This is a genomic window from Streptomyces sp. TN58 (assembly GCF_001941845.1).
Classification (GTDB): domain Bacteria; phylum Actinomycetota; class Actinomycetes; order Streptomycetales; family Streptomycetaceae; genus Streptomyces.
In genome coordinates this window covers 7,078,456-7,103,158 of record NZ_CP018870.1, presented here as the reverse complement: position 1 = coordinate 7,103,158, position 24,703 = coordinate 7,078,456, and the positions used below count along the sequence as shown (strand labels likewise).

Genomic DNA, 24,703 nt, shown 5'->3' with positions numbered 1-24,703 from the left:
CGTGACGTGCGCGGGTCATGGTGAAGTAGACGTCATGCTCATTACAAGAGGGCCTTATGAGCCGTCCCCGCGGTCACCTGCGGGCGCCCCGCCCGGTGGCCCTTCCCCGCCGGGCGCGCCAGCCTGAAGGCATGACCGTGCCCGCCGAGTCGCCCGACGTGCCGCCCGAGACCGCCGTCCCGCTGGCTTCGGCGCGCGGCCGGTGGATCCTGCTGGCCACGGTGCTCGGGTCGACCATGGCCATGCTGGACTCGACCGTGGTGAACGTGGCACTCCCGCGTATCGGGGAGGACCTCGACGCCGATCTGGCGGTGCTCCAGTGGACGGTGAACGCCTACCTGCTCACCCTGGCCGGGCTGATCCTGGTCGGCGGGGCGCTGGGCGACCGCTTCGGCCGGCGGCGGATCTTCGTGCTGGGCACGGTGTGGTTCGCGGTGGGCTCCCTGCTGTGCGGGATCGCCCCGAACGCCGGGGTTCTGGTGGCCGCCCGGGCCCTGCAGGGCATCGGCGGGGCGCTGCTCACGCCCGGCTCCCTCGCCCTGATCCAGGGCTCGATCCGGGCCGGGGACAAGGGCCGCGCGGTGGGCCTGTGGTCGGGGCTGGGCGGGGTGGGCGCGGCCGTGGGGCCGTTCCTCGGCGGCTGGCTGGTGGACGGGCCCGGCTGGCGGTGGGTGTTCCTGCTGAACGTGCCGGTGGCCGCGCTGTGCGTGCCGGTGGCGCTGCGGCACGTACCGGAGTCCCGGGACCCGCAGGCGCACGGCCGCTTCGACGTGGCGGGGGCGGTGCTGGGCGCGGGCGCGCTGGGCCTGGTCACCTACGCGCTGATCGAGGCGTCGTCGGGCACCGCGCCGGTGATCGCCGCGGCGGTGGGGGGGGTGCTGCTCGGCGCCGCCTTCGTCTGGGTGGAGCGGCACCGGGCCGATCCGATGGTGCCGCCGGACATCTTCGCCTCGCGCCAGTTCACGGCCGTCAACCTCGTCACCCTGTGCGTGTACGCGGCCTTCAGCGGCTTCTTCTTCCTCGTGGTGCTCCAGCTCCAGGTGGTGGCCGGGTACTCGGCACTGGGCGCGGGTGCGGCGCTGCTGCCGACGACGCTGCTGATGCTGCTGCTGTCGGCCCGCTCGGGCGAGATCGGCGAGCGGATCGGGCCGCGCGTCCCGCTCACCGCGGGTCCGCTGCTGTGCGCGGCCGGGATTCTGCTGACGCTGCGGGTGGGCCCCGGGGCCTCGTACGTGGCGGACGTACTGCCGGCGATGGTGGTGATGGGGCTGGGGATGGTGACCCTGGTGGCGCCGCTGACGGCGACCGTGCTGTCCTCCGTCGACCCGGGGCGGGCGGGCCTGGCCAGCGGCATCAACAACGCCGCGGCGCGCGCGGCCGGTCTGCTCGCCGTGGCGGCGCTGCCGCTGCTGGCCGGGATGGGCCCGGAGTCGTACCTCTCGGCGACGCAGTTCGACGCGGCGTTCGGGCGGGCCATGCCGTGGTGCGCGGGGGCCCTGGTGCTCGGAGCCGCCGTGGCCTGGGCGACCGTACGCTCCCCCGCGCCCGGCGTGTGCCACCCGCAGTGCCACACGCACTGCGCGCTGTCCTCCCCGCCGCTCGAACCCCGCGAGCGGGGCGACCGGACCGCGCCGGGCTGATCCCGTGTGCTGGAGCGCGACGGCCGACCTGGTGGCGGGCACGGCCGTCGCCGCCGCCGGACTCGTCTGCGTGGCGCGCGTACGGCGGGCCCGCGACCTCCCCGTGGCGGCGCTGCCGCTGCTGCTGGGCGTGCACCAGCTGGTGGAGGCGGCGGTCTGGGATTCGGGAGGAGGGTGCTCGCCCGCCGCCACCGCCTGGGCCGTGATCGCCCTGCCCCTGCTGCCCGTCTGGGTGCCCGTCGCGGTGCTGCTCGCGGCCGCGCCCGGGACACGGCGCCGGCTGTGGCTGCCGGCCGCGGTCGGCTTCGCGACCGCCGCGGTGCTCTCGTACGCCCTCGCCGCCGGGCCGGTGACGGCCGAGATCCGGGGCCGCACCATCGGCTACGGCGTGAATGTTCCGTGGATGCCGCTGGTCCTGACGGGCTATCTCTTCGCCACCCTGGGAGCCCTGCTGCTCGGCGGGGACCGGCGGCTGCGGACCCTCGGGGTGGTGCTGGCGGCGGGGGCGCTGGCCTGCTCAGCGCTGTGGCGGCTGGAATTCGCCTCCACCTGGTGCGCCTTCGCCGCGGTCGCCTCACTGCTGGTGCTGGACTGGGTGAGGGGCCGCGAACCGGCCGCCGAGGTCCGCTGATCGACCGAAAGTTACCTAGACGTATCTAGTGACTTCGCAGGCGGGCAGCAGTAGAACTCGTTCCCATTCCATCGAGAGTGAGGAACGTCACATGAGTGACAACCCGCTGTCCAAAAAAGGACCCAATGGAATCTCCCGACGCGGATTTCTGGGTGGAACAGGTTCCATAATCGGCGCGGTGGCCCTGGCCGGCCACCTCACGCCGACGGCGGCGCGGGCGGCCGCGGCCGCCGCCCCGGGACCGATCGGCGACGGGGCGCGCGTACCGGTCCTGGTCATCGGCACCGGCTACGGCGGGTCGGTCGCGGCGCTGCGGCTGGCGCAGGCCGGAGTGGACGTACAGATGGTCGAGATGGGAATGAACTGGGACACGCCGGGCCCGGACGGCAAGGTCTTCCCCAAGGTGACCAGCCCGGACTACCGCTCGTTCTGGCTCCGCACGCGGACGAAGGCACCGCTCAGCAACTTCCTCGGCTTCCCGATCGACAAGGACGTCCCCCGGTACACGGGGATCCTGGACGCCGAGGACTTCGCCGGCATCACCGTCTACCAGGGCCGCGGCGTCGGCGGCGGCTCGCTGGTCAACGGCGGCATGGCGGTCACGCCCAGGCGCGCGAACTTCGCCACCGTCCTGCCGTCGGTGGACGCCGACGAGATGTACGACACCTACTACCCGAGGGCCAACGCCGGCCTCGGCGTCGGGATGATCGACCCGGCCTGGTTCGACACCGCCGCCTGCTACCAGTTCTCCCGGGTCGGCCGCAAGCACGCCCAGCGGTCCGGCTTCGCCTGGACCTTCGTGCCCGACGTCTACGACTGGGACTACATGAAGCAGGAGGCCACGGGCACCGTCACCAAGTCCGCCCTCGCCGGCGAGATCCTCTACGGCAACAACGCCGGCAAGAAGTCGCTCGTCCAGACCTACCTCGCGCAGGCCAGGGCGACGGGCAGGGTCACCGTCTCGCCGCTGCACAAGGTCACCACGGTCTCCCCCGCCCCGGGCGGCGGCTACTCCGTGGCCATCGACCAACTCGACACCACCGGCGCAACCGTGGCCACCAAGACCGTGACCGCCGGCCGGGTGTTCTTCGCGGCCGGCAGCGTCGGCACCAGCAAGCTCCTGGTCAAGCTGAAGGCGACCGGGGCCCTGCCGAACCTCAACGGCGAGGTGGGCAGGGGCTGGGGCGAGAACGGCAACGTCATGTGCGGCCGGGCCAACCACATGTGGGACCCGACGGGCAAGCTCCAGTCGACGATCCCCTGCTCCGGCATCGACAACTGGGACGCCGGCGGCGCCTTCGCCGAGGTCGCGCCGCTGCCCACCGGGATCGAGACGTACGCCTCCTTCTACCTGTCGATCACGAAGAACCCCCACCGGGCCGAGTTCACCTGGAACGCGGCCGCGGGCAGGGTCGACCTGAGCTGGGAGACGGCCTGGAAGCAGCCGTCCATCACCATGGCCAAGACCATCTTCGACAAGATCAATTCGAAGGAGGGGACGATCTACCGGTACGACCTGTTCGGCGGCAACAGGATCTGGCACGACACCCTCACCTACCACCCGCTCGGCGGCGCCGTCCTGAACGAGGCCACCGACAACTACGGCCGCCTCCACGGCTACAACGGCCTGTACGTGATCGACGGCGCGCTGATCCCCGGAAACGCCAGCGTGAACCCGTTCGTCACCATCACCGCGCTCGCCGAGCGCAACATCGAGAAGATCATCGCCACCGACCTCCCGTAGGGCCGCGCCCTCCCCCCAGCGGCCGGGGCCGTTCGGACGCTCCGAACGGCCCCTCCCCAGGCCCTGCTCCCCCGCGCCGCCTTGACCAGGCCGCCTTCTCGGCGCTCCCGCTCAGTGCCCGGGCAGCACGCAGACGCTGTCGAGGCCCAGCACGTGGTTGAGCCGCCCGAAGGCCAGCCAGGACCCGATGCTCATGGTGAGCTCCACGATCTCCAACTGGCTGTAGTGCGCGGTCATCCGGTCCCAGAACTCCTCGTCGAGCCCGTGGTGGTCGAGGGTGTACCGCTCGGCGTACTCCGCCGCCAGCCGCGTGCGCTCGTCGAACGCGTCGGTGGTGCGCCACGCGGTGACCGCGTCGGCGAACTCCTCCTCGACCTTCTGCCCGTCCCGTTCGGTGCGCCAGTCCAGGCAGAACACGCATCCGTTGATCTGCGCGACGCGCAGCCGGGCGGCCTCGAACTCGCGCAGCCCCAGCGTGGTGTGGGCGTACACCGACAGGGAGAAGTTCGCGGCGGCCATGCCGATCCCGGGGACCATGTCGCCCCACACGTACTCGATCGGGTGCTGCCCTTCGGGGATGTCGATCCTCATGACGGTTTCCTTCCGAGTCTGCCGACGGCGGGGCGCAGCGGGATGTCGAGGGCGTCGTAGAGTCCGGGTTCCGCCTCGGTGAGCCAGTCGATGGCGCCGACGAGACGGCCGACGGCGGTGGCGTTGCCGCCCGCGGAGCGGTTCTCGCCCTCGTCGGTCGCTTCGACGGTGACCTCGATGCGGGGGCGGCCCTCGATGACGACCCGGTGGGCGCCGTCGCCGCCGTCCGGCGGCACGGGCCAGTCCGGTGCGCACGAGGGGTGGATACGGGTGACGTGCTCGATGACGATGCGGGGCTCGCCGGCGACGACGCCCTGAACCTCGAAGCGGATGGCGCCCTGGGTGCCCGCCTCGAACTCGCCCATGCCGCGGGTGGTCACGGTGGTGTCGAGGGCCCGGCGCTGCGACGTCTCGCGGATCTCGTCGAGTTCGACGCCGAGCGCCCGGGCCATCATCCGTATCTGTCCGCCCCAGACCATCGTGGGGACCGAGGGCATGAGCATCATCGGCTCGAAGTCCATGGGGTGGCCCATGCCGACCAGATCGCGGACGGAGGCCGGCTGGTCGTAGGTGGAGTAGTCGAAGATCTCCTGGCAGCGGATGGCGTCGATCGTGGTGCCGAGTCCGCTGATCAGCAGCGGGAGTACGTCGTTGCCCCAGCCTGGGTCGACGCCGGAGGCGAAGAGCGAGCCGCCGCCCTCCGCCACGGCCGCCAGCACCGGGTCGCGGAACTCCGGCGGGGCGCTGCGGTGGTCGTAGAGCGGGTAGAGGGCGGGGCTGACGACGACCGCGCCCGCCCGGATCGCACGGGTGATGTCGGCGAGGGCGTCGTCGGGCCGGATGTCGCCGGACGCGGCGTACACCACGGCGCGGGGGCGGCCGGCCAGTACGGCGTCGGCGTCGTCGGTGGCTTCGACGCCCAACAGGTGGTCGAGGCCCCCGAGTTCGCCGGCGTCGCGGCCGACCTTGGCTGGATTGTGGACGATGACTGCGGACAGCTTCAGCGCGGGATGGGCCGCGACGGCGCGGATGGCCAGACGGCCGACGTTGCCGGTGCCCCAGACAACCGTGGGAATCATGCGCGGAGGGTAGCCACCGGCCCCGCACCTTTCCATAGCCGCGCGGTACCGACTCGCGCGTGCCCGGAGGTTACTGGTTCTGGCCACCCAGGACGAAGAGGAGGTAGACGAAGAAGGCGAAGAGGTGGCCGACGAAGAGGTAGGCGATCAGCCGGATGATCAGGCCGCGCGGGAACTTGGCCTCGAAGCGCGCGCGTACGCCGGCGGGCTTGTCCGCGGGGGGCACGGGGGTCATGGGTGGGCTCCTCGCCTATCGGTGGTGTGTGGTGGTCGTGGTGCCGCCGAGGCACAGCCCGGCGAGGCTGCTCTGGAGCAGCGTGTGGACGAACAGCAGGTCGGCCCCGCCGGACGAGGCCGCGCCGATGCGGTGCGGGGTGAGGGAGTCGAAGTGGGCGCTGTCCCCCGGCTCCAGCAGGTGTTCGGCCTCGCCCAGGTGCAGGCGCAGCCGGCCGTCCAGGACGTACAGCCATTCCTCGCCGGGATGGACGCGGACCAGGTCCTCCGGTCCGCGGCCGTACGGGACGTGCACCCGCAGCGCCTGCATGCCGCGCCCGGCGCCGCCCGCCTGCCAGTACGTCCAGCCGTCGGCCTCCCGGGCTCCCGGACCGCCGGCCCGTACGATGGGGTCGGCGACGGCGGAGGTCTCGCCCAGCAGCTCGGAGACCGTCGTACCGTACATACGGGCGAGCCCCAGCAGGAGCGGCAGCGAGGGCTGGCGCCGGCCGGTCTCCAGCCGGGACAGGTGGGCGGGCGAGAGTCCGGCCCGGGCCGCGGCGGCCTCCAGGGTGAGACCGGTGCGGCGGCGCAGCTCGCGCAGCTGCGGTGCCACGGCGGGCATCTCGTCGGCCGTACCGTCGGGGCGGTCGGGGGCGGGACCGGTGTTCATGCCCCGATTGAGCCAGAGTCTTGCCCTCGTGGCAAACCGCGTTGCCTCTGAGGTAAAGCGGGGTGGCTTGCGCGGGCCGCCTCGGCCACCACCGGGTTCGCCTCGGCCACCACCGGGTTCGCCTCGGCTACCAGCAGGCCGCCTCGGCCACCACCAAGCCGCCTCCGCTACCACCAGCGCACGGGATACCGGGGCGCTGTCGGGCGCATGCGGGAGGCTGCGAGTCCGCCGAGGACGAGGACCACCGTGGCACCGAACAGCAGGGGGACGAACCGCGCGGCGGCCGGGGACTGGAACACGACGACGACGGCGGTTGCGCAGGCGGGCGAGTGCTGGGTCCGGGTGAGGCTCGTGGCGGCGAAGGCGAGCCCTCCGGCCAGGGCCGCGCTCCAGGGGCTGCTCGGCGCTGCCGCGAGGACCGCGTAACCGGCCGCGGCGCCGAGGAGGTGGGCGACCACGACGGTTCGGGGCTGGGCGGTGGGCAGGGTGGGGGTGTAGTGGAGGACGGCGGCGCTGGCGGCCAGGGAGGGTATGAGGACCGGTTCGCCGACGACCGCGCCGATGGCGGCGACGGCGAGGAGGGCGGCGGCGACCGCGCTCGTGCCGGGGAGGGCCGCGAGCACGGCGGCCCGGGCACGCCGCAGGCGCCCGAGCCCCTTCGGGGGCGGTGCGCTGTCGCGGGGCGTCTGAGGGGCGGGTAGCGGCCGACGGGTCAGCACGGAGTCAAGGTCCACGGTGGCGGCTCCTGGCGCGGCGGGTCACGGGTACGGCGGGCGGGTACGGCCGGTCACGGGTACGGCGGGCGGTCCCCGCCGCGGTGCGCGCCCGCCCTCAGGGGCCGGCACGTGGACAGCCACCATGACCCGCGCGTCTATCCCCGCCCTACGACACGTCGATGACGCGACCTCCCCGCACGGTGCGTGACAGCGGCCAGGGCGGCGCCAGGGCCTCGGGCGTGCGCCGGGCAGCAGGGCCTCAGGCGGGGTTGCCCTGGCCCAGGACCGTCTCGACGGTGTCGGCCTGCTCCGGTGTCTTGTCGGGGCGGTGCCTCACCACCCGCGCGAAGCGCAGGGCCACTCCGGCCGGGTAGCGCGTCGAGCGCTGCAGCCCGTCGTAGGCGATCTCCACCACCAGTTCGGGCCGGACCCGTACGGTGAACCCGTCGTCCGAGGTGGCGAGCGCGCGCAGCGCCTGCGTCTGCCAGCGCAGCATCTCGTCGGTGAGTCCCTTGAAGGTCTTGCCGAGCATGGCGTAGGTGCCGTCGGCGGCCCTCGCCCCCAGGTGCAGGTTCGAGAGCAGGCCGGTGCGCCGCCCGTGTCCCCATTCCGCGGCGAGCACGACCAGGTCCAGGGTGTGCACCGGTTTCACTTTCAGCCAGTGTTTGCCGCGCCGCCCGGCCGCGTAGGCCGATTCCAGGGCCTTGACCACCACGCCCTCGTGACCGCGGCGCAGGGTCTCGGCCCAGAACTCCACGGCCTGCGCCTCCTGCGCCGCCGGGTCGTCCACCTCCAGGCGGCCGACCCGGGCGCGCTCGGGCACAAGGGCGGCCAGAGCCGTGTACCGGTCGCGGACCGGGAGGTCGAGCAGGACCTCGTCGCCGACGGCCAGGACGTCGAAGAAGTAGGGGACCACGGGGAGCGTCCGCCGGGCGGCGGCCACGTCCACCCGGGAGCCGACCCGGCTCGCGATCTCCTGGAAGGGGACCGGGCGGCCGTCCGCCGTCTGTCCGATGACCTCCCCGTCGAGGATGAACCGCTCCCCCGGCAGCGACCGGGCCAGGTCCGCCACCTCCGGCAGCCGCCCGGTGATCTCGTCGAGGGAGCGGGTGTACACCCGCACGTCGTCGCCGTCCCGGTGGACCTGCACACGGATCCCGTCGAGCTTCTCCTCCACCGCGCACGGCCCGAGCGCGGCCAGCGCCTCAGTGACCGATGCGGCCGTGCCCGCCAGCATCGGCTGTACGGGCCGCCCCACCCGCAGCGTCACGGCGCGCAGCGCCTCGGAGCCGTCGGCCAGCACCGCCTCGGCCACCCGCGGCAGGGAGCCGTCCAGCATCACCGCCCGGCGCAGTTCGGCGGCGGGTACTCCGGCGGCCGCGGCCACGCCGTCCAGGGCCACCGCGTCGAGCGCCCCCTGGCGTACCTCGCCGGACAGCAGGCTGCGCAGGAAGGCCTGCTCGGCCTCGGTGGCCGCGCCGAGCAGGCCGGCGACGATCGCGCCGCGGCGGGCGGCCGAACCGGCGCCTGCCTCCGCGACGAGGCGGTTCACGGCGTCGTCGACGTCGCGGAGGGTGAGGCTGGGGACGGCCGCCGGTGCGGCGTCCTGGCCGAGGGTGCGCCAGCCGATGCCGGGTCGGCCCTGCGGGAGGCGCCCGGAGAGGTAGGAGATGACGAGCCCGGCCTCCTCGGGCGGAGCCGCGGCGAACAGTTCCGCGAGCAGCGCGGTCTTGCGGGACCGGGCGGAAGTCGCGGCGACTTCCCTGGACACTCGGGCGACCTCGTCCAGCAGCATGCGGCCATCCTCCCGCCCGGCGGCCCGGTGCGCAGGTCGGGCCCCCCGTACCGCGGGGGCGGGCCGGGGAAGCGGGCGCCCGTACCGCAGCTGCGGTACGCGCCGGGCGCGGCATGATCCCTGAGGAGGTCGGGGGTTCCGCCTGTGGGTGCTCGGAGGTAGGCCGACGGGCCCGTAGGGTTCCCGTATGAAGCTCCGTATGCCCCGGCGCCGCCGAGTCCGCCTGTCGGCGGGCGCCGCCGCGCTGGCCGTCGTGGCGGGGGCCGGTACGTGGACGGCCTCGTCCGCCTCCGGCGACGCGCCCGCCGTGGACCGACGGGACCAGGTCCTGAACATGCCCGGTGCCGACATCGACACCTCCTACTTCGTCGCGGGTGACGGGAAGGGCGGCGGGGCGAAACGTCCGGCCGTACTCCTCGGGCACGGCTTCGGCGGCAGCAAGGACGACGTCCGTGAACAGGCCGAGCGGCTGGCCCGCGACGGCTACGCCGTCATGACGTGGTCGGCGCGCGGCTTCGGCCGCTCCGGCGGCCGGATCGGGCTCAACGACCCCGAACACGAGGTCAAGGACGTCTCCCGGCTCATCGACTGGCTCGCGGCCCGGCCCGAGGTGCGCCTCGACGCGGACGGCGACCCGCGCGTGGGCGTGTCGGGGGCCTCGTACGGCGGGGCGGTCGCACTGCTGGCGGCGGGCCACGACCGGCGGGTGGACGCGATCGCCCCGGAGATCACGTACTTCAACCTCGCGGACGCCCTCTTCCCGGGCGGTGTCTTCAAGAAGCTGTGGTCCGGGATCTTCTTCACCACCGGCTCGGCCGGCGGGATGCAGCAGGCCGGTACCGCACCGCAGGACGCGTCCCCGGCAGCGCCTCCGGACGCACCCGCGGCCGCACCTCCGGACGGCGGGAACGCGCGGCCGGAAACCGGTGCCCCGGCCGGGACGGCACCCGCGGCCGGGTCCGGGTCCGGGTCCGGGTCCGGTCAGCAGGGCACCGCCGCGGCCGGCCCCGGCTGCGGCAGGTTCACCCCCGAGCTGTGCGCGATGTACGAACGCGTCGCCGTGTCCGGGAAACCGGACGCCGAGGCCCGCACCCTGCTCGAACAGCGCAGTCCGTCGGCGGTCGCCGACCGGATCAAGGTGCCGGCTCTCATCGTGCAGGGCCAGGACGACTCCCTCTTCCCGCTGGACCAGGCCGATGCCATGGCCACCGCCATCGCGGCCAACGGCGCACCGGTGTCGGTCGACTGGGCGGCCGGCGGGCACGACGGCGGCGTGCGCGAGGCGGACCGGGTGCAGGCCCGCGTGGCCTCCTGGTTCGACCGCCACCTCAAGGGCGACGAGGGCGCGGACACGGGCCCGGCGTTCCGGGTGTCGCGCTCCGGCGGGATCGACTCCACCGACGGCGCGGTGGTACTGCGCGGCGCGAGCGGCGACCGCTACCCGGGGCTGTCCGCCGGGCCGAAGGAGTTCGCGCTGACGGGGCGCGAGCAGACCTTCGTCAACCCGGCGGGCGGCGCACCCCCCGCGCTGTCCTCCCTGCCCGGTGTCGGCGGGCAGCTGGCCTCCCTCGGAGCCGGACTGTCGCTGGACTTCCCCGGGCAGAACGCCCGCTTCGAGTCGGCGCCGCTGACCGAGGACGTGACGATCACCGGTGCCCCGACGGTCACCCTGAAGGTGAGGTCGACGGCGGCGGACGGGTCGGCCGTGCTGTTCGGCAAGGTCTACGACGTGGGGCCCGACGGGCGCCGACAGGTGCTGCCCTCCCAGCTGGTCGCCCCGCTCCGGGTGGAGAACGCGCAGCAGGGGGCGACCGTACGGCTGCGGCTGCCCGCGATCGACCACTCGTTCGCCGCCGGGCACCGCCTGCGGCTCGTGGTCGCCGCCACGGACCTGGGCTACGCGAGCCCGGCCGCGCCGGCCGCCTACACCGTCTCGGTGGACGGCCTCCTGGCCGTGCCCGTCGCCCCGCAGGTGCGGACCGCCACGGCGGGACTGCCCGCGTGGACCTGGGGACTGCCGCTGGGTGCGCTGGCACTCGCCGCGGCCCTGCTCGGTGTCCGCCGGACCGGGAAGGGCCCCGCCGGGGCGCGGGCCGGCGTACCACGGCCGGACCCGGCGCTCGCCGACGTACCGCTGGAGATCACAGGGCTGACGAAGCGGTACGCGAAGGGGCAGGACCGGTACGCGGTACGGGACCTCTCCTTCCGGGTGGAGAAGGGGCAGGTGCTGGGGCTGCTCGGGCCCAACGGGGCGGGGAAGACCACGACGCTGCGCATGCTGATGGGGCTGATCTCGCCCGACGCCGGAGAGATCCGGGTGTTCGGGCACGCGGTGCGCGCCGGTGCGCCGGTGCTGTCGCGGGTCGGGTCCTTCGTGGAGGGAGCCGGCTTCCTGCCGCATCTGACGGGCCGCGCCAATCTGGCGCTGTACTGGCAGGCCACCGGCCGCCCGGCCGAGGACTCGCACATGGCGGAGGCCCTGGAGATCGCGGGGCTCGGCGACGCACTGGAGCGTGCGGTGCGCACGTACTCGCAGGGCATGCGCCAGCGGCTGGCGATCGCGCAGGCGATGCTGGGGATGCCGGACCTGCTGATCCTGGACGAGCCGACGAACGGCCTGGACCCGCCGCAGATCCGCGAGATGCGGGACGTGATGATCCGCTACGCGGCCGGCGGGCGGACCGTCATCGTCTCCAGCCACCTGCTGTCGGAGGTCGAGCAGTCCTGCACGCACCTGGTGGTCATGGACCACGGGCAGCGTGTCGCGGCGGGCGCCGTCGCCGAGATCACAGGCGGCGGGGACACCCTGCTGGTGACCCTGGCCGAGCCCGTGGACGACGTGGCCGTCGAGAAGGTGGCCGCGCTGGAGGGGGTGGGTTCGGTGGTGGCCGCGGACGACGGCCTGCTCGTACGGCTCGACGGCGCGACGGCCGCCGGGCTGATCGCCGAACTCGTACGGCTGGAGGTGCCGGTGTCGGCGGTGGGGCCGCACCGGAGGCTGGAGGACGCTTTCCTCACCCTGATCGGAGGTGCGGCATGAGTACGGCGACGACGGCGCGGGAGGCGGCGCCAGGGGCGGCTGCGGAAACGGCTCCGGGGTACCGGGCGAGCCGTACGCTGCCGCTGCGCGTGGAGGCGCTGCGGCAGTGGCGCCGGCGGCGGACGCTGGTGATGGGCGGGGTGCTGGCCGCACTGCCCTTCATCCTGATCTTCGCGTTCGCGGTGGGCGGCGGGCCCGGCAGCAGGGGCGGCGGGAACGGCCGGATCACGCTGATCGACACGGCCACGGCCTCCGGGGCGAACTTCGCCGCGACCTGTCTCTTCGTGTCGGCCGGCTTCCTGCTGGTGGTGCCGGTGGCGCTGTTCTGCGGGGACACCGTCGCGTCGGAGGCGAGCTGGTCCTCGCTGCGCTACCTGCTGGCCTCGCCGGTACCGCGGGCGCGGCTGCTGTGGAGCAAGCTGGTGGTGGCGCTGGGCTTCAGCCTGGCGGCGATCGTGCTGCTGCCGGTGGTGGCGCTGGCGGCGGGCACGGTCGCGTACGGGTGGGGGCCGCTGAAGCTCCCGACGGGCGGCGCGCTCGCGGCCGGGGACACGGTGCCGCGGCTCGCGCTGGCGGTGGCCTTCGTCTTCGTCTCACAGCTGGTGACGGCGGGGCTGGCGTTCTGGCTGTCCACGCGGACGGACGCGCCGCTGGGCGCGGTGGGCGGCGCGGTCGGGCTGACGATCGTCGGCAACGTCCTGGACGCGGTGACGGCTCTCGGCTCGTGGCGCGATCTCCTGCCGGCGCACTGGCAGTTCGCGTGGGCGGACGCCTTGCAGCCGCAGCTGGAGTGGGGCGGGATGGTGAAGGGGGCGGCGGTGTCGGTGTCGTACGCGCTGGTGCTGTTCGCCCTGGCCTTCCGCGGCTTCGCCCGCAAGGACATCGTGTCCTGATCCGGCGGGCGGGCCTGCTGCCGGCCCGCCTGCGCGAGGAGAGCGCCCCACAGCCCCGCGGGGCTGTGGGGCGCTCTCGTCTCGGTCCGCGTACGCCGCCGGACCCCCTAGGGTCTGTATCGAGTTGCCCCGCGGCGTCGCGACGCCCGGCACGCACCCTCGGCGCACGAGCCGAATGCCCTGGTAGCTCCGCTACGAGGACATTCGTCCCGCACACCGAGGGCACGCACCGAACGCCGCTCCTTGCTCCACGGGGCAACTCGATACAGACCCTAAGCGGGGACGCCCGGTGCGATCGCGTCGATCTCGGCGAGCAGGTCCGCGTCCAGCGGGCGTTCACCGGCGGCGGCGTTCGCGCGTACCTGCTCGGCGGAGGTGGCGCCGGCGATGACGGAGGCGCAGCCGGGCTGGGCGGAGAGCCAGCCGATGGCCAGTTCCAGGACGGTGCGGTCGTGCTTCTCGGCGATCGCGGCCAGCGCCTCGACCACGTCGAGGCGCTCCTCGGTGAGGTAGGAGCTCCTGCCTTCGAGTCGGGAGCCGGCCGGGACGGGCGCTCCGCGGCGGATCTTGCCGGTCAGCAGGCCGTTGGCGAGCGGAAAGTACGGCAGTACGCCGACGCCGTAGTGACGGGCCGCCGGAAGCAGCTCCCGCTCGGCGGACCGCTCCAGCAGCGACCACTCGTTCTGCGCGGACACGAAGGGGACGGAGCCCGTCTCGCGGGCGACGTGTGCGGCTTCGGCGAGCTGCCAGCCGGTGAAGTTGGAGTGTCCGATGTAGCGGACCTTCCCCTCGGCGACGAGCTCGCCGAGCGCGGCCAGCGTCTCGGCGACAGGCGTGGCCGGGTCGGGGCTGTGCAGCTGGAGCAGGTCCACGTGGTCGGTTTCGAGACGGCGCAGGGACTCCTCGACGGCGCGCCTGATGTAGGCGCGGCCGCCGCGGGAGCCGGCGGCGGGCCCGTACTTCATGTCGACCCCGTCGTAGCCGAACTTGGTGGCCAGGACGACCTGGTCGCGCCGGCCCTTCAGGGCCTGCCCGAGGTACCGCTCGGAGCCGCCCCCGCCGCCGTAGATGTCGGCGGTGTCAAGCAGGGTGACGCCGGCCTCCAGGGCGGCGTCGACGACGGCCCGGGTGGCCTGGGCGTCGAGCCGGCCGCCGAAGTTGTTGCAACCGAGGCCGACGGCAGAGACCAGCAGGCCTGAACTGCCCAGCGGGAGATAGCGCATGCGTTTTCGTTCCTCCGAATCGACGGATACACGATCAGGGGAGCCACGACGACGTCACACCCCCACCGCATCCTGCCAGCCGAACCGCGGCGCCGACATCGTCGCCTCCTGCCCACCAGGTGGGACAGCCCCGCGGTCGGGGAGTTGCGGGATCCGACGTTTGGAAACGTCGAAACCGTGCAGACGAGCCTTCAACACCGGCTCATTTCACGAGGTTGGAGAAGCGCATGGGCATCATTGCCTGGATCCTGATCGGACTGCTCGCGGGCTTCATCGCCAAGGCACTCATGCCGGGCAAGGACCCGGGCGGGCTCATCATCACGATGCTGATCGGCATCGCGGGCGGCCTGCTGGGCGGCTGGCTCGGAAAGGTCATCTTCGGCGTCGACTCCATCGACGGCTTCTTCGACCTTTCCACCTGGATCGCGGCCATCATCGGCTCCGTCATCCTTCTCGCCGTCTACCGCCTGGTCACCGGCAACAAGCACCATCACCGCCACGCCTGAGTGAGGCCCCGGCCTCGCTCCGCGGTAGCACTGCTCATACGAGGGGGCCACAGCCCGGAGGCTGTGGCCCCTCGTGGTGCGCCGACTGGATCCCGGTACGCGGCGAAGGGCCGGCGGACTGACCCCTTCCGGGGAGGGGGTGGGGGCCGAGCGGGCAATCAGGCGGCGCGAAGGGGCGTTGCCGGAGCATGGGTGACGCGTCCCGGGACGGCCCTCACGAGCCCGACCCGTCCGCCTTCGCCGCCGTCCGCGCACGCCTTGCCGCCGACCGCGCCGACACGCTCGCGCGGGCGGCCGCGCTGAGCCGCGACTACGAGCGCCTGCCCCAACACGGCGAAGCCCACATCAACTGGACCCTCATCACTCCCATGAGTCGACGCCTGACGCGATCCCTGGCCAAAGGCTGACTTGTCACGATGGCTGGTTAGAAGCCATCTCATTTGGGCTTCGTGGGTAGGCTGTCGGTCATGGTGGGGATCGTTGAGCGTCTGGTGCCGGACGAGTTGTGGGTGCTGTTCCAGCGGGTGGTGCCGGAGGCGCCGTCGCGGCCCCAAGGTGGTGGACGGCGTCGGCACGGCGACCGTGAGGTACTGGCCGCGATCGTGTTCGTCGCGACGTCGGGTTGTACCTGGCAGCAGCTGCCCACGGCATCGTTCGGCCCCTCGGGGGCGACAGCCCACCGACGCTTCTCCGAATGGAGCAAGGCCCGCGTGTGGGCCAAGCTCCACCGCCTGGTCCTCGACGAACTCGGTTCCCGCGGCGAGCTCGACTGGTCCCGCTGCGCGATCGACTCGGTGAACATGAGGGCCCTGAAAAGGGGGATCTGACAGGTCCGAATCCTGTCGATCGGGGCAAGTACGGCTCGAAGATCCACTTGATCACCGAGCGGACCGGTCTGCCCCTGTCCGTCGGAATCTCGGGCGCGAACCTGCACGACAGCCAGGCCCTCGAGCCCCTCGTCCGCGGCATACCGCCCATCCGCTCACGACGCGGACGCCGACGACGCAAGCCCGGCAAGCTTCACGCGGACAAGGGCTACGACTACGCCCACCTGCGCCGATGGTTACGCGGGCGCGGCATCACGCACCGCATCGCCCGCAGAGGCATCGAGTCCTCACAACGACTCGGCCGCCACCGATGGGTCGTCGAAAGGACCATGTCCTGGCTCGCCGGCTGCCGACGCCTCCACCGTCGCTACGAACGCAAGGCCGAACACTTCCTCGCCTTCACCAGCCTCGCCTGCACCCTCATCTGCTACCGCCGACTGGCCAAATGAGATGACGTCTTAGGCTCGGAAAAACCGTTGGCTGTCGGTATTCCCTGCTGGAACGATCCTGGGATGACCGACTACCGTGACGCCGTCCTCCGCCTGTGGGGCCGCCAGCTCTACGAGCGTCAGGGCGAGCCACTCGCCTGGGCGGAGGCGGTCCTGGAGGCCACCAGTCGCCCGCCGACCGCCGTCACCACGGCGATGTCCGGCCGACTCGACGCCCTCGCTGATTCGCCATCGGACCGCGCAACGTTGCTGTTCCGCACGGTCGCCAAGCTGGCCGCGAACCTGCGGGGCGACGGCCACTACGACGCGGACGTCGGCACCCGAATCGGCCCAATGGCCCTGCAGCTGGGCGAGCTCGAACCACCACTCGCCGGCCCGCTCGGCGACGCACTCGGCCACCCGCCGGACGGGCCGACATCCCTAGTCACCGTTCACGCCGCCGAGTTGAGCAGGAACCGCACGATCCGGCTGCGGGCGATCGACGCCCTGCTGGAGTGGGCCGAGCTCGGCCATCCACAGGCCCGGGCGGCCCTGTCCGAGGTCGCCTCCGACCACCGGACGCAGGATGTCACCGTCTGGACCAAGGCACTCAACCGGATCGCTCTGTTCGGTGACGCGAGCGTCGAACCGGGCCTACTGCGCGCGCTCGCCGACACCGGGCACCGCGGGGTGCGGTGGTCGGCGCTCGCCTGTGCCGAACTCGGCTTCCGCCGGGCCGTTCCGCTGATCACCGCCCTGCTGGAGCATCCCGATCCGATGGTCCGCGAGGGTGCCTGCGAGGCGCTCGGCCTCCTTGAGGAACACGCCGCCGTGCCCGCGCTGGCGGCCCGGCTGAACGATGAGACCGACTGGGTACGCAGCAGGGCCGCCCTGGCGCTCGGCCAAATCGGTAGCGACCGGGCACTCGCTGCGCTCTGGCAGACCATGATGGAACGCCGGAACCCGAAGGCCAGCCATCTCGCCTCAGCGATCGCCACCTTCGGCCCGCCGGTGGTGGACAACCTGATCGCCCTCACCACCGATCCCGACCCGGACCTCCGAGCACTGGCCTGCCGCGCTCTCGGCTCCACCGCCGACGAACGGGCCCTGCCAGCACTGGAACACCTCGCCGCCCACGACCTCGCCAGAACTACCCTCGGCGGCCTTGTGGCAACCGCCGCCAAGCAGGGACTGCGGACCGCGCACCGCATTCGCGCGCGCACCGCATCGACCTGAGCTCGACGCTCGTCTCGACTGACGTTCACCATGTGGAGATGCGTCAGCTCTTCTGATTGAGGGCGCGGGTCAGGTCGCGGTTGGCTGCTCGGGCGGCTTCAAGTTCGGCTTGACGCTCCTCAACCGCACGCGTCAGTTCAACGTTGCTCTGTTCGAGCCTGGTGATCCGACTATTCAGCTCGGCGACGTCGGCGGGTGGCCCGAGGCCGGAGGCCCGCCAGATCTCTTCGCCGAGCGCCTTCGACAGGCGTTCTTCGAGCTGCTGGACGCGGGCGGTCAAGCGGGCGCTGCGAGCACCTGCGTTGGCGAGATCGGCTTGAAGCGATACCGAGGTGACGGTTGACCCAGTCCCGGACGGCGTGGCCGGTTCGTGCGCCGCGGTGTGGAGCGCGTCGAGGAGGTCGCGATGGCGATAGAGGAAGGTTCGGTCCACACGGGCGGCGCGGGCGATGGCTGAGGCGGTCAGTGGGCTTGCGTCGCGCCGGGCCGTGGTGATCGCGCTCGTCACGCGGGACCGGCGGCGTTCGGTATCGGCCTGGCGGCCGTCGTTCATGGCTGTGGTCACGACGTGTGGATCCTTGAGGGTCGGACGTCGGGCAGGGGCTGGCCGACGCTGGGCATGCCAGGTGGACGGTGCGCGAGCGGCGCACGAGGGTGACAGCCTGTTCGATCTGCGCGCGGTCCTCGGCGGTGAGCTGGTCGAGGTCGGCGCCGACGCGGTCGATGAGCCGGCGGACCCGGCTGATCTCCTCCTGCGAGGGCATGGCCTGGGTACGTGCCCATACGTCGGCCTCGAACGCGGACATCAGCCGTACCCGGCATCGCAGCAGGTCGGCGAGGTGGGCTTGAAGGTCGGGGAGGTAGGAGACGTCGGTGGAGAAGTGCTCGCACCCCAGGCAGCGGAACCGCAGCGGGCAAGCGTGGCCGCCGGCGGCGACGTTGGAACTCAGTTACGTGCCACCCAGCAGGACATGACGCCGGCGGCCCTGGGGGACAGGCAGGAGCATGCGTTCGGCGAGGGTTTCGCGGTGGGTGTCGGGGTGGCCGAGGGCGCTGACGATGTCGATGAGAGCGGCGTCGTCCTGGCGGCATTGAAGCGCGAGGGTGCCGGCGCCGATGGGCGGCATGAGGGTGTCGGCGGAGATGATTTCGGTGATGGCGTCGGGGCGGCCGATGCGGGAGCCGTTTGAACTGGTGCATCCAGGCGAAAGTGCGCTCGACCACCCAGCGCACCTCGCCCAGTCCGGAGCCGTGGGCGACGGGGCGATCATCGGCTTGATGCCGCGCTTCCACAGCAGGCGGCGGTACTTGTCGAAGTCGTAGCCCCGGTCCACATACAGACGCCGGGGCTTGCGTCGGGGCCGTCCCCGTAGTCCCCGGACCGGCGGAATGGCTCGAGCAGCGGCAGGAGCTGGGTGACGTCGTGCCGGTTGCCGCCGGTGAGGGTGACGGCGAGCGGGGTTCCGTGACGGTCGACGATCAGGTGGTGCTTCGAACCGGGACGGGCACAGTCGACCGGCAAGGGGCCGACGTGATCCCCCCTTTGAGTGCCCGAACATGCGAGCCGTCCACGGAGCAGTCGTCCAGGTCCAACAGGCCCACGCAGCGAAGCTCGGTCAACAAGGTGGCGTGTAGGCGAGGCCAGACGCCGGCCTCGGTCCAGTCCCGCAGTCGGCGCCAGGCCGTCACGCCGGAACAGCCCACGGTCTCCGCCGGGACGCCCCGCCAGGCGACACCGGTCCGCAGCACGAACAGGACGCCGGCGAGTGCTGTTCGGTCAGGAACACGCAACCGCCCGGGATGTCGGTGGCGTCGTTCGGGAGCGGGTGGCAGCAACGGGGCCACCCGCTCCCACAGGTCGTCCGGCACAAGTTCAGCACGCACCCGGACACCTTGCCGACCAAGATCGTCGAGCACAAGACCCGCGGCATCTCATGGTGATTTGAGTGCAGGGTCTGGCGTCGTTCGCCGGATCGAGCGCTCAGCCTGAGGCGCCCTCCAGCGGAAGGTGGTCTCGGAAGTACTGCGACTCCAACCACTCCTCCTTCACCAAGAGGGACGCGTCAGGCGCACTGCCCCGACTTGCTGCGAGCGCAGAGGAACTCCGAGACCAGTGAGGGAAAGCGAGTCATCAGGCGTGTAGAGCACCCAGTTCCCATGCTCCGCAGCGTGGTCCAGCAGGAACTGCTGGCCCTGCTCCGGATCGCTTCCGGCCAGCGGGAAGCCAGACAGGAAGACCTGCGGACCGGTGACCGCATCCAGCGCAACGCAGGCGAGCTCGCCCGCGTCGTAGAACGCTTTCACCCCATCCGGGAAGTTCTCCTGCGCATACGGACCGCCAACCCGTTCCTGCGGTCCAGGGACCAAGAGTGCAAGGGCGACCTCGGTTGGAGACATCCCGAACTGCAGCGGACCCACGCCGGCTCCCGACCGCAGCTCCCAGCACTCCCGCTCCGCATCCGCGCCCATCCACCCACTCCTACGTCCGACCGGTCCGGCTCTGCTTCTGTTGCTCAGGCCGTATGTACAGGGGCATGGGCCAAGGTGCCAACACCGTGCACAAGTGCCACGGAACTCCTGCTCTCGGTCGGAGTCATTCTGAAACGATCAGTTAAACCGGGCCGAGAATGGCACCCATGGACCCTCTGTTGCACCTCGACCGTACGCTCGACGACCTCGACCCGCCGAGCTGGGACGCCGTGCCCGCCGACGCGACACGGCTGGTCCGCACGGTGCATGGTCTGCGCCGGGTCCCGCTCGGCGAACTGCGACCCGCCGACCTGCGCACCCTCCTCGCGCAGCAGGTGGCACTCCCGTTCGTCCTTCCCCTCGCGGTGCGCCTGCTGGCCGAGGAACCGCTGCTGGACGCCTACTTCTACGAGGGAGACCTGCTGCTCGCAACCGTCACGGCCCCCGAAGGGGCCTGGGCGGCGCTCCCGGAACTCGAAGCGCGGCTGCGCACCATCGTCGCCGGACTGCCCGACGCGGCGGTGAAGGAGTTGCCGCGGGGGAGTGACACGGACCTGGCCCGGTTCATCACGCGGGGCTGATCCCACCGCGCGGGGGCCGTCAACGTCGGCCGTGCTTGGTGATAGCGCGTCACCGACCGCCGGGCCGAACCGGGTCGGGCCGTCTCACTCCGGGGGGAAAGCGGGTTCACCGCAGAAACGCGCCTGCGCCCTCCGCCTCCTCCGCGGGGTCGAGGTAGCCGCCCTCGTCCGGACTCTGGTGGACATCTGCGTACACCAGCACCTCCGCCTCGCCCGGCGTGCGGCGCAGCCGGCACGGGCCGCTGGAGAGGAACAACTCGGCGATCCGCTGTGCCGCTTCGACGGCGGCCGGCTCGTGGCCCGGATCTCGCTCGTGATGACGTCTCGTCGTTCATGCCCTCGGCAACCTGCCTGCGCGGGACGCGGTTGCCGCTCGTGCGCCAGGTGCACCCCATCGAGTGCTCCAGAGCTTGGCCCGCTGCCCGCTGGCTGCGAGCGCGTTGTGAACAGGCATGCCAGTGGCGACCGGTCACCTTCGGGGTCGGCACCCGACGGCAGCAGCTTGGTCGTCCCGTAACAGCCGTGATCACTACGGCTGGGCCGCGTGTGCAGGGGGCACCCTGTCCCTGCCTGGCTGCTCTGACGGAGCACGCTAGTTTGCGAGTGGCCGAGAGGTATGCCCTATTCAGGGGGCTTGGTGTAGCGAACCAGATTGCGAGTTGGGAGCGCGGTAGCTTGCGAGCGCGGGTGCGGTAGTTCAGCCAGGTAGTGACCGTAGGTAACGGCCGCCTGCAGGCGTGATGGTCAGACGGCCCGCAGTCGAGGGGGCTCAGGCTGCTCTGGCTCCGCTTCTGCAACAACCGTGAGTGGAGCGAAGGGCTTGTCGGCAGGGTCTTCCGCCCGGCGGCTCAGCTTCGACTTGAGGCTGATCAACCCGTTTTTGACATGCGGTGCCACCTCAACCACAGCAAATGTCACTGCGGCTCCTGCGGCGAAGATCGCCAGGGCCGCCTTGTCCCCGTTGAACAGCACGGCGTGCGTGTTGAGCGTGTTGCCGTCATCCCGCGCCAGCGGGCTCTGTCCGTCTGTAGCACTCGACTGCGAGAAGTGCGTGCCGGAGGGACGCTTCGTCAGCATCAGTTGCCAGGTTTAGTCGCCCCAGTTGAGTTCCATGGCGCAACTGTAGGGGCGGCCGAGGGCGCCGCGGCTCGGAACGCAATGTTCTCCGCCTTGATCGGCCTGGGCACCTCGACGCCCTTCCAGTCAAGGTCCCCAGGCCCGAGGGGCTCGTCGGCCGCCATCACGCCGGGCAGCCGATGGCTGCCGGGTGCCGCGATTTCCTGGCTCTACTCCTGCACGAGGTCGTAGACGGCCCGTTGGAGGTCGGTTTTGACGATAAGCCCGTCCTTGCACAGGTCTCGCAGGATCTGCCGGACTCGCTTCTCCGCCGCCCGCTGGTCTTCCCACGTGTGGCCGTGGTCGCCCAGCACCGTGATGGCGCGTGGTGGATCCCAGGTGCCGCCAAGGGTCCGGATCGCCTGGGCGAGGACGTGCTGCTCGGGGTGGTCCTTCTTGCGGTGGTTGGCGATGCTGGCGGGGGCGCCGCTGTAGTTGCAGTCGGCGCATTTCTGCCACGAGCAGTCCGGATCGGCGACGGCGGCGTGGCGGACGGAGTGGTGCGAACCATAGCCGTGGGCGTGAAGCAGTTGAGCGACAGACCCGTCGTACTTGAGGGCCATTAGCGCTGCTTCGGCGATCTTGTCGTGACCGGCTGCGAAGAACTTGCCCAGGCCGACGTCCTTCGTGCAGCCGCACCAGCACTTGCCGGTCGGGATGAGGCGAGGCTTCTCATTGCTTGGCATGGATCCAAGGTATTAATCCTTGGATCAAGTCAAGATATAAATCCAAGGGTTAAGTCCAAGGATTTGATCGTCGGGTGCATCAGCACGGTCTGGTTACCTTGTGCGACCTCCAGAGCCCTCCGGTGCTTGGGCCAGGGAGTCTGCGTACGCCGCCGGTGCTTTGACGAGCTGCCGGTATCTCTGCGTGGGCGTGCGGGTGGTCAGGGCTTTGACCACGCGGTGTTCCGGTCCGATGGGGTCGGGGCGGCCGAGGGCCGCCGCGCGTACCCCGACACCGACGTCACCCCGGACGATGCGCTGGCCTCGATCGACGACGCTCGCCTCCAGCGGCGCCGTCAGGCCGCGGTGGCCGAGGCCGCAGCGCTGCGCCGGGTCCGTGCCGAACGAGCCGGGGCGAACCGTGCTGTCGGCGCCTCGCCCCCAGCAGCAGGCATCCGGTGAAGTGGCGTGAGCCAGCAAGGTCCCCTACCACTTAGGCAGGCCATACCCCCAGGGTTCAGACGTAAATCGAAGGGCCGCACGCTTATGACCGTGCGGCCCTAGCGCTTTCCAGCTCGCGCATCAGGACGGCCGCCCGGATCGATCCGGGCGGCCGTCGTCTGCTTGTCGGTGCGGTCTAGTCAGTCGCCGGCCTCGCGGGAGAGACCGTCGTCCAGGACGATGCGGATGGTCTCGCCTTGTCCGGTGACGCCGGTAAGTTCTGCCGCGACGCGGTTGTAGGTGGTCATGGCCAGTGCCCAGTCGCCCTGCAGCGGCGTGGCGGTGGAGCGGGTGTTCCACAGCTCGATGAGCAGGGCGATGAGGGAGCGTCCGGACAGGACGGTCTGGACACGGCCCTCCTTGATGTCCTCAACCGAGGGCGGGGTGCGGAAGTGGCTGTGGTCGACGGCCAGGGCGGCGAGTCACACCCAGGTGTCCCGGTGCGCGATCAGTTCGGCGGAGGCCACGCCGGCGGCCCTCAGCAGCAGGACGCCGTGGGCGACCTGCGGATCTTCCGCGCCGACGAAGGCTTGCGGCGTGGCAGCAGCCGGCTGGCCGACGGACGGGACGGTGCCCTCGTAGGCGGCCTCGATGGCCCTCTTCAGCGCGAGTTCCTGGTCCCCGCCGGACTCGGGCTGCGGCTGGTGCCCGGTGTTCTCCATGGTTCCCCCCTGGGGGCCGGTGTCGGTTGAGACGGACGGATGGCCTTCGAGTGTTGGCCGACGAGCCGTAGCCGGCCTCGGGTTCGGGCGGCCGCGCAGTACCCCCGGGATGGGTCTGGGTCCCCTCGCCGGACATGTCATCTGTCCCCTCGGGCGGCACGAAAGGACGCAGGACGTCCATCAGGTCCAGGAGCTGGCGGAGCTCACCTCGCGTCTCGTTTCAGGTCGCTGATCATCCGGTCCTGCCAACGGCGGACCTCTCGGTTCTCCTCACGAAGTCCGGTGACGCCCGCCTGGAGCTGTTCCAGAATCTTCAGGCGGCTCTGCGTGACGTCACCGTGCAATGCGGTCAGCCCGACCGTCGGGTCATCGAGTCGATCGAGACGTGTGAGCTGCTTTCGTATCGCCTCCAGTTCCTTCATCGCGTCGCCGAACGCGTCTTTCCACCCCACGTGACCCCCTGATTACTCCTGGCATGCGACCGCCCCAACTTCGACGGCATCGTCGCAGCCAACGCGCTGGTCGCGGTCGATGACGAGCACGACCCCGAGGGCGGAACCACCGCGTTCGAGCGGGCGCATGTGGCTGCCCTGATGGCCCAGGCGCGCGAACACCTGGAAGAGCTGGACGAGGCACTGCGGCGGCTCGAACAGGGCCGGTACGGACACTGCGATGTCTGCGGCGGCGCGATTCCGCCCGAACGCCTGGAGATCCGTCCGGCGGCCACCACCTGCGTCCGCTGCGCCCGCTCCACCACTTCGCGCCGCCCAGCCCACCCCGCCTGAGGCGACGCTCCCTGGTGTGACGCCTGAGCCTGGTGCTCACAGCGGGCGGCTGTCCCGGACCGGCTCTCCTCGGCAGGACGCGCCTGAGCGGTACGGCCCCGGGTTGGGTGCGTGAGCGGTGTTCCGGCAGCCCGCGCCGCACCCGTCACCCACGAACACGCCATGGACCGTCCGGTGCCAGGGCCCCGAGCACGGCCGGCAGCTGGGGCGGCTCAACGGGGTCCCGCAGCGAACTCAGATCCGACCATTCGATCCAGGCGTGCGCGTCCAGGGTGGCCTGCTCATCGGGGAGCAGTCCGGTCCGCACGAGCGATGGCCGCTCGTCGGCGAACCGTGCAAGGAAGAAGTACTCCGTCCCGATGTACCGCTTGCCGTTCCACCGGACGTCCCGGTCGACCGGGACAGACCGGTCGAGCACCGCAGCCGGGTCCAGTCCGGTTTCCTCGGCCAGTTCTCGCCGTGCCGCGACCAGCGGCGTCTCGCCCGGCTCGATCCCGCCGCCCGGTGGCTCCCAGAGCCATGTCCCGTCGAACGGATCACGCCAGTGCAGAAGAAGCAGGCGGTGGGCGGCGTCCAGGCAGAGGACCCGGGCGGCCGGCCGGTGCGTCGTCTCCACAGCCTGACGCTATGCGTTGCTCGAAATGTCGAGCAAGGCCCGGGCCGCGCTGATCGACCTGGGTCTGGTCGTT

General features: G+C 71.7%; 27 protein-coding genes and 2 pseudogenes. 12 read left to right on the top strand and 17 right to left on the bottom strand.

Annotation, left to right across the window (positions count from 1 at the left end; genetic code table 11):
- The first annotated feature begins 131 nt into the window (after positions 1-131).
- The 3 genes from BSL84_RS32195 to BSL84_RS32185 all read left to right on the top strand — a co-directional run bounded on the left by BSL84_RS32195 (position 132) and on the right by BSL84_RS32185 (position 4,015).
- A complete protein-coding gene (locus BSL84_RS32195) occupies positions 132-1,640 on the top strand; it encodes an MFS transporter (protein WP_075971793.1) in 1,509 nt (502 codons plus the stop codon).
- 4 nt (positions 1,641-1,644) lie between these two features.
- Positions 1,645-2,271, top strand: coding sequence for a DUF6629 family protein (locus tag BSL84_RS32190; RefSeq protein ID WP_030027343.1), 627 nt, complete (start codon positions 1,645-1,647; stop codon positions 2,269-2,271).
- A gap of 91 nt (positions 2,272-2,362) precedes the next feature.
- A complete protein-coding gene (locus BSL84_RS32185) occupies positions 2,363-4,015 on the top strand; it encodes a GMC oxidoreductase (RefSeq protein WP_075971792.1) in 1,653 nt (550 codons plus the stop codon).
- A gap of 111 nt (positions 4,016-4,126) precedes the next feature.
- On the opposite strand, the gene BSL84_RS32180 is transcribed toward BSL84_RS32185, so the two are convergent.
- The 6 genes from BSL84_RS32180 to BSL84_RS32160 form a co-directional block, all read right to left on the bottom strand.
- Positions 4,127-4,606: a carboxymuconolactone decarboxylase family protein gene (locus tag BSL84_RS32180; protein ID WP_030027346.1), complete on the bottom strand. Its 480-nt coding sequence runs from the start codon at positions 4,604-4,606 to the stop codon at positions 4,127-4,129.
- Entirely contained in the window at positions 4,603-5,685 is a 1,083-nt protein-coding gene (locus tag BSL84_RS32175) for a dihydrodipicolinate reductase (RefSeq protein WP_030027348.1), read from the bottom strand. The genes BSL84_RS32180 and BSL84_RS32175 overlap by 4 nt, the downstream gene beginning before the upstream one ends.
- 70 nt (positions 5,686-5,755) lie before the next feature.
- Positions 5,756-5,920: a DUF6126 family protein gene (locus BSL84_RS36710; protein WP_199816385.1), complete on the bottom strand. Its 165-nt coding sequence runs from the start codon at positions 5,918-5,920 to the stop codon at positions 5,756-5,758.
- A 15-nt stretch (positions 5,921-5,935) separates the two neighbouring features.
- Positions 5,936-6,571 (bottom strand): helix-turn-helix domain-containing protein, encoded by a 636-nt coding sequence (locus BSL84_RS32170; protein ID WP_075971791.1) that lies wholly within the window; start codon positions 6,569-6,571, stop codon positions 5,936-5,938.
- Between the two features lie 167 nt (positions 6,572-6,738).
- Complete coding sequence (locus BSL84_RS32165; RefSeq protein ID WP_234363585.1) at positions 6,739-7,305, bottom strand: HPP family protein; 567 nt, start codon at positions 7,303-7,305, stop codon at positions 6,739-6,741.
- 241 nt (positions 7,306-7,546) lie between these two features.
- Positions 7,547-9,082 (bottom strand): ATP-dependent DNA ligase, encoded by a 1,536-nt coding sequence (locus tag BSL84_RS32160; protein WP_045324325.1) that lies wholly within the window; start codon positions 9,080-9,082, stop codon positions 7,547-7,549.
- A gap of 187 nt (positions 9,083-9,269) precedes the next feature.
- Between BSL84_RS32160 and BSL84_RS32155 the strand changes: the two genes are divergently transcribed.
- Together BSL84_RS32155 and BSL84_RS32150 are read left to right on the top strand one after the other, a co-directional pair.
- A complete protein-coding gene (locus BSL84_RS32155) occupies positions 9,270-12,122 on the top strand; it encodes an alpha/beta fold hydrolase (RefSeq protein ID WP_075971790.1) in 2,853 nt (950 codons plus the stop codon).
- Entirely contained in the window at positions 12,119-13,015 is an 897-nt protein-coding gene (locus BSL84_RS32150) for an ABC transporter permease (protein ID WP_030030733.1), read from the top strand. The genes BSL84_RS32155 and BSL84_RS32150 overlap by 4 nt, the downstream gene beginning before the upstream one ends.
- Before the next feature lie 272 nt (positions 13,016-13,287).
- Here BSL84_RS32150 and BSL84_RS32145 read toward each other — a convergent pair whose 3' ends face one another.
- Entirely contained in the window at positions 13,288-14,238 is a 951-nt protein-coding gene (locus BSL84_RS32145; RefSeq protein ID WP_030036376.1) for an aldo/keto reductase, read from the bottom strand.
- A 227-nt stretch (positions 14,239-14,465) separates the two neighbouring features.
- On the opposite strand from BSL84_RS32145, the gene BSL84_RS32140 reads away from it, so the two are divergent.
- The 4 genes from BSL84_RS32140 (at position 14,466) to BSL84_RS32120 (ending at position 17,235) form a co-directional block, all read left to right on the top strand.
- The gene (locus tag BSL84_RS32140; RefSeq protein WP_030036375.1) at positions 14,466-14,744 is read left to right on the top strand and encodes a GlsB/YeaQ/YmgE family stress response membrane protein; all 279 of its coding nucleotides are present in this window, start codon (positions 14,466-14,468) and stop codon (positions 14,742-14,744) included.
- Positions 14,745-14,932: 188 nt separating this feature from the next.
- The gene (locus tag BSL84_RS35795; RefSeq protein WP_030036373.1) at positions 14,933-15,151 is read left to right on the top strand and encodes a hypothetical protein; all 219 of its coding nucleotides are present in this window, start codon (positions 14,933-14,935) and stop codon (positions 15,149-15,151) included.
- A 60-nt stretch (positions 15,152-15,211) separates the two neighbouring features.
- A protein-coding gene (locus BSL84_RS32125) for an IS5 family transposase (protein ID WP_107484948.1) occupies positions 15,212-16,020 on the top strand; the annotation gives its coding sequence in 2 pieces (ribosomal slippage) (positions 15,212-15,560 and positions 15,560-16,020; 810 coding nt in all).
- Between the two features lie 63 nt (positions 16,021-16,083).
- Positions 16,084-17,235: a HEAT repeat domain-containing protein gene (locus tag BSL84_RS32120; RefSeq protein WP_075971789.1), complete on the top strand. Its 1,152-nt coding sequence runs from the start codon at positions 16,084-16,086 to the stop codon at positions 17,233-17,235.
- A 43-nt stretch (positions 17,236-17,278) separates the two neighbouring features.
- Here BSL84_RS32120 and BSL84_RS32115 read toward each other — a convergent pair whose 3' ends face one another.
- The 4 genes and pseudogenes from BSL84_RS32115 to BSL84_RS32090 all read right to left on the bottom strand — a co-directional run bounded on the left by BSL84_RS32115 (position 17,279) and on the right by BSL84_RS32090 (position 19,653).
- Positions 17,279-17,800 carry a hypothetical protein gene (locus BSL84_RS32115; protein ID WP_234363583.1) on the bottom strand — a complete coding sequence of 174 codons (522 nt, stop codon included), beginning with the start codon at positions 17,798-17,800 and terminating at the stop codon, positions 17,279-17,281.
- Positions 17,801-18,194: 394 nt separating this feature from the next.
- Positions 18,195-18,413: pseudogene (locus tag BSL84_RS37270) on the bottom strand (hydroxymethylbilane synthase); the annotation flags it as partial.
- Positions 18,394-19,119, bottom strand: a pseudogene (locus BSL84_RS32100) (IS5 family transposase); the annotation flags it as partial. The pseudogenes BSL84_RS32100 and BSL84_RS37270, both read right to left, overlap by 20 nt.
- 162 nt (positions 19,120-19,281) lie before the next feature.
- Positions 19,282-19,653: a hypothetical protein gene (locus BSL84_RS32090; protein ID WP_234363582.1), complete on the bottom strand. Its 372-nt coding sequence runs from the start codon at positions 19,651-19,653 to the stop codon at positions 19,282-19,284.
- Positions 19,654-19,871: 218 nt separating this feature from the next.
- On the opposite strand from BSL84_RS32090, the gene BSL84_RS32085 reads away from it, so the two are divergent.
- Positions 19,872-20,285, top strand: a complete 414-nt coding sequence (locus BSL84_RS32085) for a contact-dependent growth inhibition system immunity protein (RefSeq protein ID WP_075971787.1) — start codon at positions 19,872-19,874, stop codon at positions 20,283-20,285.
- A 106-nt stretch (positions 20,286-20,391) separates the two neighbouring features.
- Here BSL84_RS32085 and BSL84_RS36315 read toward each other — a convergent pair whose 3' ends face one another.
- From BSL84_RS36315 to BSL84_RS36700, 3 genes are all read right to left on the bottom strand, one after another.
- Positions 20,392-20,541: a hypothetical protein gene (locus tag BSL84_RS36315; protein ID WP_159393600.1), complete on the bottom strand. Its 150-nt coding sequence runs from the start codon at positions 20,539-20,541 to the stop codon at positions 20,392-20,394.
- Between the two features lie 488 nt (positions 20,542-21,029).
- A complete protein-coding gene (locus BSL84_RS36310) occupies positions 21,030-21,362 on the bottom strand; it encodes a hypothetical protein (protein ID WP_159393599.1) in 333 nt (110 codons plus the stop codon).
- A 209-nt stretch (positions 21,363-21,571) separates the two neighbouring features.
- Positions 21,572-22,087 (bottom strand): hypothetical protein, encoded by a 516-nt coding sequence (locus tag BSL84_RS36700; protein ID WP_075971786.1) that lies wholly within the window; start codon positions 22,085-22,087, stop codon positions 21,572-21,574.
- Positions 22,088-22,306: 219 nt separating this feature from the next.
- Here BSL84_RS36700 and BSL84_RS32075 point away from each other — a divergent pair, with 219 nt between their 5' ends.
- Positions 22,307-22,528 (top strand): hypothetical protein, encoded by a 222-nt coding sequence (locus tag BSL84_RS32075; protein ID WP_075971785.1) that lies wholly within the window; start codon positions 22,307-22,309, stop codon positions 22,526-22,528.
- Between the two features lie 461 nt (positions 22,529-22,989).
- Here the strand turns inward: BSL84_RS32075 and BSL84_RS37265 are convergent, their stop codons facing one another.
- Both BSL84_RS37265 and BSL84_RS37260 read right to left on the bottom strand, forming a co-directional pair.
- A complete protein-coding gene (locus BSL84_RS37265; protein ID WP_234363581.1) occupies positions 22,990-23,229 on the bottom strand; it encodes a hypothetical protein in 240 nt (79 codons plus the stop codon).
- 203 nt (positions 23,230-23,432) lie between these two features.
- Complete coding sequence (locus BSL84_RS37260; protein WP_234363580.1) at positions 23,433-23,681, bottom strand: hypothetical protein; 249 nt, start codon at positions 23,679-23,681, stop codon at positions 23,433-23,435.
- 18 nt (positions 23,682-23,699) lie between these two features.
- Between BSL84_RS37260 and BSL84_RS32065 the strand changes: the two genes are divergently transcribed.
- Positions 23,700-24,014 carry a TraR/DksA family transcriptional regulator gene (locus BSL84_RS32065; RefSeq protein ID WP_075971784.1) on the top strand — a complete coding sequence of 105 codons (315 nt, stop codon included), beginning with the start codon at positions 23,700-23,702 and terminating at the stop codon, positions 24,012-24,014.
- 145 nt (positions 24,015-24,159) lie between these two features.
- On the opposite strand, the gene BSL84_RS32060 is transcribed toward BSL84_RS32065, so the two are convergent.
- Positions 24,160-24,630: an NUDIX hydrolase gene (locus BSL84_RS32060; RefSeq protein WP_075971783.1), complete on the bottom strand. Its 471-nt coding sequence runs from the start codon at positions 24,628-24,630 to the stop codon at positions 24,160-24,162.
- Between the last annotated feature and the right edge of the window lie 73 nt (positions 24,631-24,703).

What these genes read in the sequence shown, in the direction of transcription:
- BSL84_RS32195 (WP_075971793.1), top strand. Translation starts at nt 132, where the DNA reads ATGACCGTGCCCGCCGAGTCGCCCGACGTGCCGCCCGAGACCGCCGTC.
- BSL84_RS32185 (WP_075971792.1), top strand. Translation starts at nt 2,363, where the DNA reads ATGAGTGACAACCCGCTGTCCAAAAAAGGACCCAATGGAATCTCCCGA.
- BSL84_RS32180 (WP_030027346.1), bottom strand. Translation starts at nt 4,606, where the DNA reads ATGAGGATCGACATCCCCGAAGGGCAGCACCCGATCGAGTACGTGTGG.
- BSL84_RS32175 (WP_030027348.1), bottom strand. Translation starts at nt 5,685, where the DNA reads ATGATTCCCACGGTTGTCTGGGGCACCGGCAACGTCGGCCGTCTGGCC.
- BSL84_RS36710 (WP_199816385.1), bottom strand. Translation starts at nt 5,920, where the DNA reads ATGACCCCCGTGCCCCCCGCGGACAAGCCCGCCGGCGTACGCGCGCGC.
- BSL84_RS32170 (WP_075971791.1), bottom strand. Translation starts at nt 6,571, where the DNA reads ATGAACACCGGTCCCGCCCCCGACCGCCCCGACGGTACGGCCGACGAG.
- BSL84_RS32160 (WP_045324325.1), bottom strand. Translation starts at nt 9,082, where the DNA reads ATGCTGCTGGACGAGGTCGCCCGAGTGTCCAGGGAAGTCGCCGCGACT.
- BSL84_RS32155 (WP_075971790.1), top strand. Translation starts at nt 9,270, where the DNA reads ATGAAGCTCCGTATGCCCCGGCGCCGCCGAGTCCGCCTGTCGGCGGGC.
- BSL84_RS32150 (WP_030030733.1), top strand. Translation starts at nt 12,119, where the DNA reads ATGAGTACGGCGACGACGGCGCGGGAGGCGGCGCCAGGGGCGGCTGCG.
- BSL84_RS32145 (WP_030036376.1), bottom strand. Translation starts at nt 14,238, where the DNA reads ATGCGCTATCTCCCGCTGGGCAGTTCAGGCCTGCTGGTCTCTGCCGTC.
- BSL84_RS32140 (WP_030036375.1), top strand. Translation starts at nt 14,466, where the DNA reads ATGGGCATCATTGCCTGGATCCTGATCGGACTGCTCGCGGGCTTCATC.
- BSL84_RS35795 (WP_030036373.1), top strand. Translation starts at nt 14,933, where the DNA reads ATGGGTGACGCGTCCCGGGACGGCCCTCACGAGCCCGACCCGTCCGCC.
- BSL84_RS32120 (WP_075971789.1), top strand. Translation starts at nt 16,084, where the DNA reads ATGACCGACTACCGTGACGCCGTCCTCCGCCTGTGGGGCCGCCAGCTC.
- BSL84_RS32085 (WP_075971787.1), top strand. Translation starts at nt 19,872, where the DNA reads ATGGACCCTCTGTTGCACCTCGACCGTACGCTCGACGACCTCGACCCG.
- BSL84_RS36310 (WP_159393599.1), bottom strand. Translation starts at nt 21,362, where the DNA reads ATGCTGACGAAGCGTCCCTCCGGCACGCACTTCTCGCAGTCGAGTGCT.
- BSL84_RS36700 (WP_075971786.1), bottom strand. Translation starts at nt 22,087, where the DNA reads ATGCCAAGCAATGAGAAGCCTCGCCTCATCCCGACCGGCAAGTGCTGG.
- BSL84_RS37265 (WP_234363581.1), bottom strand. Translation starts at nt 23,229, where the DNA reads ATGGAGAACACCGGGCACCAGCCGCAGCCCGAGTCCGGCGGGGACCAG.